Origin of the sequence: Nostoc sp. PCC 7107, from assembly GCF_000316625.1 — a bacterium.
Lineage (GTDB): Bacteria > Cyanobacteriota > Cyanobacteriia > Cyanobacteriales > Nostocaceae > Nostoc_B.
In genome coordinates, this window is record NC_019676.1 from 5,699,961 (window position 1) to 5,713,698 (window position 13,738).

Consider the following 13,738-nt stretch of genomic DNA (forward strand, 5'->3'; position numbering starts at 1 on the left):
GCAATCAATACAGTCAGACGCATTATATCTTTGCGCCTCTGCGTGAAAAAAATAATTCATCACCTCTGGAGCTACAAAAATGGGTGATAATAACTGGACTAGAAGAGACTTTCTCTTAGGAATTGGCACAACAACAGCTGGAATTGCCCTATCATCCTGTGGAATTTCCGCCGATAGATCCGCATCAGGAATGACAAAAGAAGCTTTAGCTGTTCAACCTGTAGTCAAATCTCAAGACTTAGAAAAACCGGATATTACTGTTGGTTACGTTCCTGTTAATGATTGTGCGCCATTTGCGATCGCCTGGAAAAAAGGTTTCTTTCGCAAGTATGGTTTAAACGTCACACTCAACCGCGAAGCCAGTTGGGCAACTTCCCGCGACGGTTTAATTTTCGGTCGTTTAGATGCTTCCCCTGTTGTTTCTGGGGCTGTCACCAACGCCAGAATTGGGGCCGAAGGCGCACGTCACGCCTCTTTGTGTGCAGCCATGACCATTCACCGCCACGGTAACGCCATGACCATGAACAAAGCTATGTGGGATTTTGGGCTACGTCCGTGGTATGAATATCAACAACAATATGGCGAAGGTGCATTAGCAGCCTTTGGTAAAGATTTCCGCGCCTACTTTGACAAACAACCAGCAGAAAATAAAGTTTGGGCAGTAGTCTTAAGTTCCGCGATTTACGAATACTTCGTGCGTTATATATCTGCGGCGGCTGGTGTCGATCCTCTCAAAGAATTTCGCGTCATCATTGTTCCACCTCCCCAAATGGTGACAAACGTGCGAATTGGGGCAATGCAAGCTTATATGGTAGCCGAACCTTGGAATACTAGAGCAATTACAGGTAACGAAGGTGTTGGCTTTACTTTTGCCCAAGGCAAAGAAGTTTGGTTAGGACATCCTGATAGATTATTGGGTGTGATGGAATCCTTCATCGATAAATATCCCAAAACTTATCGTTCTCTGGTGAAGGCGATGATTGAAGCTTGCCAATATTGCAGTAAACCAGAAAATCGCCAAGAAGTCGCCGAACTACTTACCGACCGTTCCTTTACTGGTGCGAGACCGAAAAATAAGAATGCCCCAATTACCAAATTTACAGCCCCAGGAATTTTAGGAAGTTACAACTATGGCGGGTTTGATGGCAAAGACCGCACCATCACATCTGCTGATACCACCATCTTCTACGATATTCCCGACAACTTGCCCAAACAGCCAAATGAACATTCGACATTTATGTGGAAGTCGAGAAGTATTTGGTTAATGACTCAAGCCGCCCGTTGGGGACAAATCAAAGAATTTCCCAAAAATGCCGAAAAACTAGCCGAACAAGGTTGGAGAACGGATTTATATCGAGAGATAGCCTCGGAAATGGGTATTAAGTGTCCCAACGATGATTACAAAGTCGAAGAAGCAGAAGTATTTATTGACAAAAAAGGCTTTGATCCTAGCAACCCTGTAGGTTATCTCAATAGTTTTGAAATTAGGGCAAATTCTCCCACGCGCTTTTTTATGTCTTAAGTATCAACTCCCAAGATTGACTAACAAATAGTTAAAAGTTTTTAGGAGCATTCGATGACTAAATATACACCCACATCAAGAGATACGGATCAACAATTTATGTCTCGGACTAACTTTTTAGAAATTGAAAATTTAGTTAAGTCATATCCGACACCAGATAAAAGTAATTTTGTGGTTCTGGATGGTGTTAATCTCAGCATTGGTGAAGACGAATTTATTTCTGTAATTGGTCATTCTGGTTGTGGTAAATCAACTTTATTAAAAATTGTTGCTGGCTTAGAAACAGCAACTTCAGGGTCAGTGCGACTAGATGGAAAGGAAATTCGCAAGCCAGGTGCAGAAAGGATGATGGTCTTTCAAAATTATTCTTTATTACCTTGGTTAACCGTCAGAGAAAACATCCGTTTAGCCGTAGATGAAGTGTTAAAAAATGCAAATCGGGCTGAAAAAATTAGCATTGTTAACGAACACTTGGCAATGGTAAACTTAACCCCGGCAGCAGACAAGTATCCTGATGAAATCTCTGGAGGGATGAAACAACGAGTAGGCATTGCCAGGGCTTTAGCAATTCGTCCAAAAATGTTACTTATGGATGAACCTTTTGGAGCTTTAGACGCATTAACTAGAGGAAAATTACAAAGACAAGTATTAGATATTTGGGAAAACAATCGCCAAGCCGTGATGATGATTACTCACGATGTTGATGAAGCTATTTATATGAGCGATCGCATCGTCTTAATGACTAATGGCCCAGCCGCTAATATCGGGGAAATCTTACAAGTACCGTTCGATCATCCACGCGATAGATCTGCTATGCGGAATTCTCAAGAATATTTTGAATTGCGTAATTATGCCTTAAATTTTCTTGATAGATATTTCACTCAAAATGAGTAAATTAGTTTATTATTTCTTTTAGCGGGTCGCCTAATTCAAATTCATCAACAATCATGATTTGAAACGGAGGAACCAAATATATGGGGCTAATCTTTAAGAAAGACACCTTCCAGTCTTAGCCCGTCAGCTAACTCCGTCGGTAATGGAAGGAACTCCCAAAAATTTGGCTGTAATAGCAGTTGTTATTGGGGTTTCTTTAAAGAAAGGATCAAAAGTGAATTCTGAAGGATCAAGTCTCAAGGATGAAATTTCTAGTAGTAATTTCATACTTTACACTTCATAGTTCATTTACCCTGCTTCTCATTCGTCATTTATTTTCTTTCGGAGAAGTGAAACTGTGAACATTAAGCCAATGTTAGTGCGCCTCCAAAGCGCCATAGGTAGAAATGATTTAGTTGAGCAAATGGTATTGATACCAGAGCCAAAAAGACATTATTTGACAAATTCTCAAACAGCACAATCAGTTAACTTAATTGTTGCTTACAACGCTTCACCTAATAGTCATACCGCACTAGATATTGCTTTCTGGATTGCTCATCAAACGCGTTTAGCTACAAATCAGCAAGTTACAGTCCAAGCAGTTTATGTAGTAGAACAGAACCAGAGTGATAAGTATTTGAATCAAGTCAATTGGGAAAGTTATTTAACACCATGCGAATGTGGAGTAAGTGATGTATATCAATCTACAACATCGGTATTAACTCAACCAAAACTACAAGCACAAATTGTAGCCCCTCTAGAAGAAGCAGACCGAATTATTTGGCAAGCACGAAGTTTAGCTGAAGAATGGCAAGGTTCTTTTAAATCGCATTTGCGGTTTGGTGATGTTGCTACAGAACTGACAAAAGTTGTGGAATTAGAGGCGGCTAATGTTTTATTTATGGGGTGTAGATCCATTAATCATGCAATTATTCAGGCACTAGGTTTTGATTTTCCTTGTGCTATTTTAGGCATACCCAATGGCATTGATGAATAACTGCCGTCGCAAATAGCAGTAATTTTTTAGAGGATGTCTGAGAAGTATTAAATATTTAACCTAACCCCCTTATTTCTCCGAAACAAAGGGGGATTTGAGGGGATCACCAAATCTTAACATTACAAAACCAAAAATTTTCTAGCTATCCTTTTAGTTAAATAAGATTTATGGAAAGTCACCTATACTTTAGGGGGCTTTTTCTGTAGTATGCAATTAAGCACAAATCAAGAGGGACAACGTGGAAAACTTGCAAGCTCTCCTGAGCATTTTCACATTTTTGGGTGTAATTATCCTAGTTATGACGGAATGGGTACATCTGACTATTGCAGCTTTATTGGGAGCATTGCTACTAGTTTTCACCAACGTCATGACATTAAAAGAAGCCGTGGGTTACATCGGCAATAGTCATGGAACATTAGGCTTATTTTTTGGTGTTATGGTACTTGTGCGGGCATTTGAACCGACAAAAATATTTGATTATTTAGCCACTCAAATTGTCATTTTAGCTAAAGGCGACGGCAAGCGACTGTTATTGAGTATTGTGGGCATTGTGACTCCTATTTGTGCAGTATTACCCAATGCCACAACAGTCATGTTATTAGCGCCTTTAATTCCCCCTATGGCAGAAGAAATAGGCATTAATTTTGTACCATTACTAATATTAATGGTCTTTATAGCTAATAGTGCTGGTTTGTTAACTTTGGTGGGTGATCCTGCCACATTTATTGTTGGAGATGCTATTAATATCAGCTTTACAGAATATTTATGGCAATTAAGTTTAGGAGGAGTGATTGCAGTTGTTACAGTCGTAGCCACACTGCCATTTCTATTTCGGAAAATTTGGCATACTAAACTTGATAATCTGGAAGAATTGCCACATCCCCAAATTAATCATCCACGAGTTTTAACTGTGGGGGCAGTGATTATAGCCTTTGTATTAGTCTTTTTTGTGATTGGTGAATCTTTACCAATTCCTATTTCGCCTGCTGCTGTAGCTTTATTGGGTGCGGCTTTGGCTTTGTTATTATCTCATCACAGCCGCATCGATACAGTTAATAATATTTTGCGGGATGTTGATTGGAGTACATTAATATTTTTTATGAGTATTTTTGTATTGATTGGCGGGTTGGAAAAAACAGGTGTAATTAATGGTTTATCGGGAGTTTTAGCAATTATTTTAGGGAAAAATATTGTTCTCGGTTCCCTAGTTTTATTATTCTTGGTGGGGATATTATCTAGTGTCGTGCCGAATATTCCCTTAGTGGTGGCGATGGTTCCTTTAATTAAACAATATCTTGTCACTGTAGGATTAGCACCAGCCGAAGTGTTAGCACAAGACTTTCAAGGGCAATTTCCGGCGGAAGTTTTACCTTTGTTTTACGCCATGATGTTTGGTGCAACTTTGGGGGGTAACGGTACACTTGTCGGAGCATCTTCTAATATAGTTGCCGCGGGGATTTCCGAACAGCATGGTCGTCGCATTTCATTTAAAACTTTTCTGCACTACGGTATTCCTGTAATGTTTTTGCAATTGGTAACATCGGGATTATATGTGTTAGTGCGATTTCTGATTTAAAATAAACATAGCTCTATCATATTTACTCCTTAAGGAGGATGATCTTTCATAAGTGTATTTAAGGATACTTGCGTATATGGTTTTGCATAAGCGCTAAATGTAGCATCATAGGTATAAGAACAAAACCAAATTCAGCTTCAAGAAGGATCAAACTTATGAACCCGCCTGAAGAATATACCAATTACAATGCTGTAGAGCCAGGGCAAGGGGGGTCAAATCAAGTCAATAATAAACTGCAATTTAGTACTAACGGGATTGGTGAAACTAACAGCTTAGATAAAGTCAGAGATATTCTTTTTGGTAGTCAGATACGCGACGTTGACAAAAGATTTGCCCGTTTAGAAGACCGTTTAGTTTCTGAACTTGTGAACATGCGGGATGAAACACGCAAACGTTTAGATGCTTTAGAAAGTTATGTGAGACAGGAGGTTGATTCTTTAACAGAACAGTTGAAAAAAGAGCAGCTAGAACGCGATGGGATGATGAGATCGCACTCTGAAGAGCAAAAAAATATTAACCTATCTTTAGAAAATAAAATTGCTCAAGTTGACGAACAAACTAGTAACCGTCAACGGGAATTGCGCGAACAGATCCTGAACCAATCGAAAAATTTACAAGATGACCTTCAGCAAAAATATGAAGAAATTTTAACTGTGCTGAAACGAGAAACGCAAGAACTCCAAAAAGATAAAACAGACCGTTCTCATCTGGCAGCTTTGTTTTCAGAATTAGCAATTCGGCTAAATACAGACAATAAATCTTAATTTTCCAGTTTTTTTCAGTGTATACAACATCAGGCTAATATTATCGCATTATTCCTGAATATTACTTCTTTATTCGCTTCCCTATCAAAGACTATTAATTTAGTAAGACAACTATGCTAGAGACATTGTAAGTTAATTGTCTTGTTAGTTTATTCACGAGAATCCGACTGTATGTTAATTGTAAATTAAGGGATTTGGGTAATGAATAACTATCCCCCGAATCGAGTACCTCTAGAAGCTACAAGCCGCCATGGAGAATCTTCTAACTTAGATTCGTTCAATCAAGATGAACTGAATGTACTTCGCAGTGTCCTCCTTGGTGTTGAACCAAGTCAACTGAATAAACTTTACGAACGATTAAATAATCCGCAAATTCTACCAGAAGATATCAGTCATTTGCTTCCCGAAGCTGTGGTTTTGCGTTCCAAGCAAGATAAACAACTGGTAGAAGCAATAGTTTCAACGGTGGAAGAAGCAATTCAAGCTTCTGTTACTCAAGACGAAAATATACTTTCAGAAGCATTTTTTCCCATAATCGGCCCAGCGGCGCGAAAAGCCATCGCTTCATCTTTAGATGAGATGATGCAATCGCTCAATCAAGCTCTAGAACATAGTTTGTCCCTAGAAAGTGTCAAATGGAGGTTAGAAGCACGACGTACAGGGAAATCATTTGCGGAAATTGTGCTGCTGCGGACTTTAATTTACCGCGTCGAACAAATATTTCTGATCCACAAACAAACAGGATTATTGCTGCACCATGTAATGTTCCAGCAAATAGCTGTTCAAGATCCTGATTTAGTCGCGGCGATGTTGACAGCAATTCAAGATTTTGTTAAAGATTCTTTTGGTATCCAGCAAGAAGATACATTACGTAGTTTGCGATTTGGCGAACTGACAATTTGGATTGAAGCCGGGCCACAAGCAATCATCGCTGGGATTGTTCGCGGTAAACCGCCGCAAGAATTACGCGAAGTTTTTCAAGCAGCCATTGAAAAAATTCATCTCAAACTAAGCACAGAACTGCATAGTTTTGCAGGAGAAACAGAACCATTTCGAGCTAGTGAACCTTATTTAGAAAACTGTTTAGCCATTCAGTATAAAACTGCCTCTAGGCAAAATTATACTTATGCCTGGGCTTTTTTAGGTTTAATGGCGATCGCATCTGGCACTTGGGGCTTTTTTACTCTCAGAGAAAACATCCGTTGGCAAACTTATCTCCATAAACTCAACTCTCAGCCAGGAATTGTGGTGGTAAATACGCGCTATTACAACGGGAAGCATTTTATTTCGGGAATGCGTGATCCGTTGGCTGTAGATCCCAACACTCTCATACAACCTACAAATCTCAACCCTGACAAAGTAATTAGTAAGTGGCAATCTTATTTATCTTTGGAACCACAACTAATCACTAAAAGAACAGCCAAACTACTGCAACCACCAAAAACTGTAGTGCTAGAAGTTGATCATAACGGCATTCTTTCTGTTATTGGCTATGCACCACGTAACTGGATTTTGGAAGCTCAGAAACTATGGCGTTTTATTCCAGGAGTAACCCAATTCCAAACTAAAAATCTTATGCCCAGTGAACTGAAAGAATTAGAGTCAGCTAAACAGCAAATTGAAGCAACAGTACTTTTATTTGAAGAAGGAAAAAATAATTTTATTCCCGGAGAGACTAACAAGATACCAGATTTACGTAATGTGCTACAAAAGCTTTTCAACACAGCCAACTCTCTAGACAAAGATGTGCAAATTCAAATTAGAGGACATACTGATACTACGGGAACAGAACGACAAAATTTGTTTCTCAGTCAAACCCGTGCGAATAAAATCTTAGCTTATTTAAATTCTCCAGGAATTAACATCAATAAATTTAAACTTGTGGCTGTAGGTTCTAAACTACCTTACCAGAGCGAAGTTATTTTAGATGCTAAACAGCTAAATCGCCGAGTATCTTTTCAGGTTTTTATAATTAATAAAACTCAATAAATATGCTTCAGAAAAAAGTTTGTATGGTAGGTGCATTTGCTACAGGTAAAACAAGTTTAATCTCAAGGTTTATCTACAGCATTTTTTCGGAAAAATATTACACTACTGTAGGCGTAAAAATTGACAAAAAAACTCTAGAGTTTCAGGGAAATAATGTGAATTTAATCCTTTGGGATCTTTATGGTGAAGACGAATTTCAAAAAGTTCGGATGTCCTATCTCAGAGGTTCATCGGGTTATATATTAGTTGTAGATGGCACTCGGCATAATACCCTAGATAAAGCTTTTGAGCTACAAATTAAAGTAGAAGAAAGTATTGGCAAAGTTCCTTTTATCTTAGTATTTAACAAGTGGGATATGACCAATGAATGGGAAATTGAAACTCATGAGCTAGATGTGATTATCCAAAAAGGTTGGACTGTGATTAATACTAGTGCTAAAACTGGACAGGGTGTGGAAGAAGTTTTTCAAACTCTTACTAATAAAATCTTAAATGGATAAATGGTAGATATTCCCCATGCTGTGATTTTATATCTTCTCAACTTTATTATAGAACAGCGATCGCTTGCCTATTTATTAGTCACAAAAGATGGTTATCTTGTAGCTTGGGGTGGGAAACTATCTGAATATGGCATGATGAATCTCAATCAAGAAGTATCTGTATGTGAACAGTTTTTTTTCCTAGAAGGTTTACTACCTTTAGATGATAATCCTGTATTTTTACCCTTGATTAAAATGGAGGTTGGTATCTGTGCAGACATCCATATTTTTCCCTCAGAAGAAGGTGATTGGATATTATTTTTAAATAGCATTTTAGATGAAAAACATCTCTCTGCTATGCAACAAGAAGCAAATCTTTCCAATTTGTTACAAGAAAAATCTGATAAATAATTCAATCAGCCACCTAAAGAATAAATAATTAAATTTTGTATATTTATGTTATGAGCAAAACTCTATTATCTGACTTATTTTTATCTTTAAATATTTTAGTTTTAGAAAAAGTTGATATTGGATTATTTAGAGTTACGGCTCAACCACCTAATTGGTTGAGGCGTTTTTGTAGCCAGGAATTAAAATTTGGTATGAATATGTTAATTCCCCAAGAGGAATTTACTTTTTTAGAAAACTTTTTGTTTGATGCCGAAGATTTTTGGTCTAGCAATAGTATTGGCAAGCTAAGTTCTGGTATTTGGAGTCAAAAAAACTTAATCGGTTATGAAGAACAACTAGAAGCTTATACTTTGTGTGTACATGAGAGTAAAATTTTGTTAATTGAATTAGCCGAAGATAAATTTAAATATAAGCAACACTTAATCCAAGCAGGGAGAGAACAACAATTAAATTATCAGCAATTATTAAAAGATAATCAAAGAAAAGAAGTATTGATTAATTGTATTATCCATGATATAGCCGGGCAACTAAATGCAATTAATTGCTGTTTGGCTCTGCTAGAATTTGAAAATTTAACAGATAAAGGCAAAGAACATTTAGAAATTGCTCGTAAGCAATCAACCAAGCAAGAAATGTTAATTAGAAATATATTAGATGCTTTTTCGGCTGAGGTGCGATCGCTAGAAAGTTTTATCGTAGATATTGATACGTCTCCAGATATTTTAATGGCGATACAAGAAGTAATAGAGCTATTCCAAGCTACTTTTGCTCTGACTAATCAGCAGTTACAGCTTGCTGCCGACGTTGATATCACAGCAGATTGGAAAGTTATTGGTGAACAATCGCGCTTAGATCGGGTCATTACAAATCTTATGGAAAATGCTTATCGCCACAGTCCAGAAGATTCTACTGTAACTATAGGTTTACAAGCAGATGCAAAATATATTCTCTTCACTATCGATGATGAAGGTGAAGGTGTACCACCAGAAATGGTAGATAATTTATTTCAAAAATTTTCCCAAGGTCAAAATCGTTCAGGTAGAGGCGGTATTGGTCTTTATTTTTGTCGTATGACGATTGAGCGTTGGGGAGGAAGTATCGGTTATTCCCCACGTCAAGAAGGCGGTTCCCGATTTTGGTTCCGCCTTCCCAAGGCTGGTGGTTTAGGGGTGTAAGAGTGTAAGGGTGTAGGTAAGTAAAACTCTTACCCACATTTACTGTTCCCTAAATTTAATAACCAATCAGATGTAATACATCGCGCAGAACGCTGTAACCTGCTAAATCCCAGAGTAAGTAAGCCACAAAACCAATCGTGGCTAAACGACCGTTCCATAGTTCAGCTTGGGGAGTCCAGCCAAACAGAAATTCATTGCGATCGCGGCCGTTATAAGCATTAGCAATCACGGGTAAATCAGTAGAGGAACGATTTTCCATTGCTTGATTCCAAAATTATTTGTTACTTAACTTAACGTTAGCTATTTATTGCTAGACTGCTTTCTGTCTGTAGGTACAAACTCCACGCACTTCTTATGGACGATTAAAAAAGCCTGAAAGTCTAAACATCTCCACCCTCAGAGGGTGATGAAAATCATATTTGTAAATAAGTGTAAATTACTATTAACTAAATATTGCCTAAGCTTAAGATTAAAACATAGTAATTTATCTAGTTTTAATAAATAGCAATTAAACGCCTACAGTTGTTAATAAATGGGCATTTTGCTTTATTCATTCAACAAATATCTCCAAAATTAAATCTCATGGATCAACAAACTTCTACCCGACGCTAGATATATTGTTCAAACTTCAGATGGATGCTGAAATCGCCTAAATTACTGGATTCTGAGATTTACGAGAGTTAGGTATGGCGATAGTTACAGACATAAATTTCATAGTTGCTGCTCAAACCATTCTTAAATCCCTCCAAAGTTAAACTTTAAAAGAAGGAAATACAATGATTCAAAGTACGGGAATTATGTTGGGACTCTACAAACCATTATTATGGGTAGCACAAATTTCTGTAGATCCCTCCAGCGTCACGCCAGCGCAAGCATCGGTGCTGACATCCGGGCCACGCTTTTTTGTCGCCTTAATCTCCGGCGTGATTCTCGCTTTTGCTTTTCAACTAGTGCTAACAAATCTCTCTGTTGCAGCGGGTATTTCCTACCTCGGACATTCATCCGATGCGGATGCAAATCATGGAGAAACTGGCAGTTTTGGCGGAACCATTCGCAAAATTGGCACGGCTGTTGGGATTTGGACATTAGTTACCGTTACCATCGCCTTATCAATCGCCAGTTTCTTAGCAGTAAAATTAAGCTTAGTGATCTTTGATCCCAGACTAGGAGCTATTCTCGGCTTAGTCATTTGGGGAGCATACTTCTTATTACTAGTATGGGTAAGTTCCACTACCGTAGGTTCCTTAATTGGTTCAGTGGTTAACACTGCTACCTCCGGTTTTCAAGCCATTATGGGAACTGCAACCGCCGCCCTTGGTGCTAAAGCCGTCAATCAGCAAGTGGTAGCCACCGCAGAAGCCGCCGCCGCCGCTGTACGCCGGGAATTAGGTAGTGCTATAGACCCCATCAGCATTCGGGAAAATGTCGAAGATTATTTAGAAAAGCTGCGTCCCCCGGAACTGGATGTATCAAGAATACGTGGTGAATTTGAAAAATTACTCAATGATCCGCAATTAAAAGCGATCTCCGGCAGTCTTGATTTACGCAACATCGACCGCCAAAAATTTATTGATTTAGTCAGCAGCCGCACTGACCTTTCTAAACGGGACGTTAAGCGCATCGCAGATACACTGTATAGCGTTTGGCAACAAACATTAGGACAACATCAACCGACTCCAGACCGCCTGGGCGAATTAGTTGACTATCTCAAATCCCTACCCCCAGGACAAACCAGAACCGACGAACTGAACGCCAAACTAGAACAGTTAATTGCTGAAACTCGTTCCTCTAAAGAAACAACCCAAGAAACCGCCCCCGGAATCATTCAGCAGACACTCCAACAAGGAATAACAGCCCTGACTGGTATAGTTTTGGGACGTGCTGATTTATCAGAGATCGATGTAGAAAAAATCTGGCAATCCCTATCTACAGCTAAAGATAAAGCCACAGAACAAGCAGATAAACTAGGTCTTCCTACCCCATCCCAACCCTACAGCCCAATTCGCGCTGATGTTGAGAACTATCTGCATAACACTTACGCTTGGCAATTAAGTCAAGAAAAAATCGCCCAAGAATTCCGCGATGTTATCTATGACCCAGCCGCCGATCCTGGCATCATTAAAAGAGAATTAGAACGACTTTCGCGCAATGATTTTGTGAATATCCTGCAACAGCGAGGATTACTTACCCAAAGCGAAATTCAACGGATTGTAGATCACCTAGAAGCTGTGCGTCAATCAGTCTTAGTCACAGCCATAGCCGAAGAAGAAAGAGAAATTACTCAAGATTTGCAACGCCGAGTTGAAAGTTATCTGTTGGTAACATCAAAATCAGAGTTGAATGCTGAAGTAATTGAACGAAATTTCCCCGCTTTATTGTCAGACTCAGATGCAGATTTTGAAACTTTGTCACGCCGCCTAGCAGTGATTGACCGTGAGGAAATGCGGAAAATCCTCCTAGAACGCAATGATATTCAACTATATGAAGTTGAACCAATTCTAGATGAATTAGAAAAACAGCGCGATCGCGTTTTAGTTGAAGCGCAAGGTATAGTAGAACAGGCAAAATATCAAGCAGAAACCCTGTGGTTGAATGTGGAATCATATCTGCGGAACACAGGCAAAGCTGAATTAAACCCTGATGCGATTCGTGCCGATATCAAGCGATTATTAGAAGATCCCCAAGCTGGGATGAGTGCAATTCGGACAAGATTGTCGCGTTTTGACCGTGATACCTTAGTGCAGTTGTTAAGTCAGCGCCAAGATTTGAACGAAGACCAAGTTAACGACATTATAAATGTTGTGGAAGATTCTTGGCACAGTCTTCGCCATGCACCACAAGCTGTAGCCGACAGAGCCAAAGAGCAATATGATTCTGTAACAACCACAATTACAGATTATTTGCGGAACACTGGTAAAGCAGAACTCAACCCCGAAGGAATCCAACGAGATTTGAATCGTTTGTTTGAAAATCCCAAAGAAGGTGCAGTTGCATTGCGGCGGCGGTTATCACAGGTAGACCGAGATACCTTAGTCAAATTGTTGAGTCAGCGTCAAGACTTGAGTGAAGAACAAGTCAACGAAGTGATTGACTCTATGCAAACATCAATCCGCAATTTTGTGCGTGCGCCGCGGCGTTTGGCTACCCGCACACAGCAAAGAATGGACACATTCAAAGCCTATCTAGAAGAATATCTGCGCCAAACTGGTAAAGAAGAACTCAACCCCGAAGGTATTAAACGTGACTTGCAGTTATTGTTGCATGATCCACGGGTAGGCGTGGAAAGTTTGAGCGATCGCTTGGCTCATTTTGACCGTTCCACCATCATCGCTTTGCTGAAGATTCGGGAAGATATGAGCGATGAAGAAGCCGCCAGAATTGCCGATAATATGATTTCGGTACGCGATCAATTTGTTGAGCAAATACGGAGTATTCAACGACGTATACAAGATGTAGTTGACGGCGTTTTTGCCCGTATCCGCAACTATCTCAACTCTTTAGATCGCCCAGAACTTAACTATGATGGGGTTAAGCGGGATGTACGCCAGTTATTTGACGATCCCCAAGCGGGATTTGATGCCTTGCGCGATCGCTTATCTGCATTCAACCGTGATACTCTAGTTGCCATCATGAGTTCCCGTGAGGATATCTCTGAGGAAGATGCTAACCGGATTATTGATCAAGTAGAACGCGCCCGGAACACAGTCTTGCAACGAGCCGAACGCCTGCAACACGAAGCCCAACGCCGTTTAGAGGAAGTTAAGCATCAAGCCCAAAAGCAAGCCGAAGAAACCCGCAAAGCCGCAGCCTCAGCCGCTTGGTGGTTATTTACCACAGCCGTCGTTTCTGCAATTTTTGCTGCATTTGGTGGTGCGATCGCTGTTACTCCTATAGGCTAACAAGTTGTCTCCGCTAAAATTTCAGCCTCCCATATTGGGAGGCTTTTTTATCA

Annotated in this window: 12 protein-coding genes and 1 riboswitch; of the genes, 10 read left to right on the top strand and 2 right to left on the bottom strand. The window is 39.5% G+C overall.

The annotated features are described in order from the left end of the window. The first annotated feature begins 79 nt into the window (after positions 1 to 79). Both NOS7107_RS24320 and NOS7107_RS24325 read left to right on the top strand, forming a co-directional pair. Complete coding sequence (locus NOS7107_RS24320) at positions 80 to 1,522, top strand: ABC transporter substrate-binding protein (RefSeq protein WP_015115590.1); 1,443 nt, start codon at positions 80 to 82, stop codon at positions 1,520 to 1,522. Positions 1,523 to 1,576: 54 nt separating this feature from the next. Beyond that, positions 1,577 to 2,416 carry an ABC transporter ATP-binding protein gene (locus NOS7107_RS24325; RefSeq protein WP_015115591.1) on the top strand — a complete coding sequence of 280 codons (840 nt, stop codon included), beginning with the start codon at positions 1,577 to 1,579 and terminating at the stop codon, positions 2,414 to 2,416. Between the two features lie 17 nt (positions 2,417 to 2,433). Continuing rightward, positions 2,434 to 2,570, top strand: a riboswitch (cyclic di-AMP (ydaO/yuaA leader). Here NOS7107_RS24325 and NOS7107_RS28810 read toward each other — a convergent pair. Beyond that, positions 2,540 to 2,683, bottom strand: a complete 144-nt coding sequence (locus NOS7107_RS28810) for a hypothetical protein (protein WP_157374131.1) — start codon at positions 2,681 to 2,683, stop codon at positions 2,540 to 2,542. Its footprint overlaps the riboswitch before it by 31 nt. Positions 2,684 to 2,768: 85 nt before the next feature. Between NOS7107_RS28810 and NOS7107_RS24330 the strand changes: the two genes are divergently transcribed. The 7 genes from NOS7107_RS24330 to NOS7107_RS24360 all read left to right on the top strand — a co-directional run bounded on the left by NOS7107_RS24330 (position 2,769) and on the right by NOS7107_RS24360 (position 9,786). Beyond that, positions 2,769 to 3,392, top strand: a complete 624-nt coding sequence (locus tag NOS7107_RS24330) for a universal stress protein (RefSeq protein ID WP_015115592.1) — start codon at positions 2,769 to 2,771, stop codon at positions 3,390 to 3,392. Between the two features lie 238 nt (positions 3,393 to 3,630). Then, on the top strand, positions 3,631 to 4,968 hold the full coding sequence (locus NOS7107_RS24335; protein WP_015115593.1) for an SLC13 family permease: 1,338 nt from the start codon (positions 3,631 to 3,633) through the stop codon (positions 4,966 to 4,968). A gap of 155 nt (positions 4,969 to 5,123) precedes the next feature. Next, on the top strand, positions 5,124 to 5,732 hold the full coding sequence (locus NOS7107_RS24340) for a hypothetical protein (RefSeq protein ID WP_015115594.1): 609 nt from the start codon (positions 5,124 to 5,126) through the stop codon (positions 5,730 to 5,732). 201 nt (positions 5,733 to 5,933) lie between these two features. Continuing rightward, on the top strand, positions 5,934 to 7,721 hold the full coding sequence (locus tag NOS7107_RS24345) for an OmpA family protein (RefSeq protein ID WP_015115595.1): 1,788 nt from the start codon (positions 5,934 to 5,936) through the stop codon (positions 7,719 to 7,721). Between the two features lie 2 nt (positions 7,722 to 7,723). Then, the gene (locus NOS7107_RS24350; RefSeq protein WP_015115596.1) at positions 7,724 to 8,221 is read left to right on the top strand and encodes a Rab family GTPase; all 498 of its coding nucleotides are present in this window, start codon (positions 7,724 to 7,726) and stop codon (positions 8,219 to 8,221) included. Next, positions 8,222 to 8,611 (top strand): hypothetical protein, encoded by a 390-nt coding sequence (locus tag NOS7107_RS24355; RefSeq protein ID WP_015115597.1) that lies wholly within the window; start codon positions 8,222 to 8,224, stop codon positions 8,609 to 8,611. A 50-nt stretch (positions 8,612 to 8,661) separates the two neighbouring features. After that, positions 8,662 to 9,786 (top strand): sensor histidine kinase KdpD, encoded by a 1,125-nt coding sequence (locus NOS7107_RS24360; protein ID WP_015115598.1) that lies wholly within the window; start codon positions 8,662 to 8,664, stop codon positions 9,784 to 9,786. Between the two features lie 55 nt (positions 9,787 to 9,841). Here NOS7107_RS24360 and NOS7107_RS24365 read toward each other — a convergent pair whose 3' ends face one another. Beyond that, positions 9,842 to 10,045, bottom strand: coding sequence for a hypothetical protein (locus tag NOS7107_RS24365; protein ID WP_015115599.1), 204 nt, complete (start codon positions 10,043 to 10,045; stop codon positions 9,842 to 9,844). A 517-nt stretch (positions 10,046 to 10,562) separates the two neighbouring features. Here NOS7107_RS24365 and NOS7107_RS24370 point away from each other — a divergent pair. Next, positions 10,563 to 13,685: a hypothetical protein gene (locus NOS7107_RS24370; protein ID WP_015115600.1), complete on the top strand. Its 3,123-nt coding sequence runs from the start codon at positions 10,563 to 10,565 to the stop codon at positions 13,683 to 13,685. Positions 13,686 to 13,738: the final 53 nt, after the last annotated feature.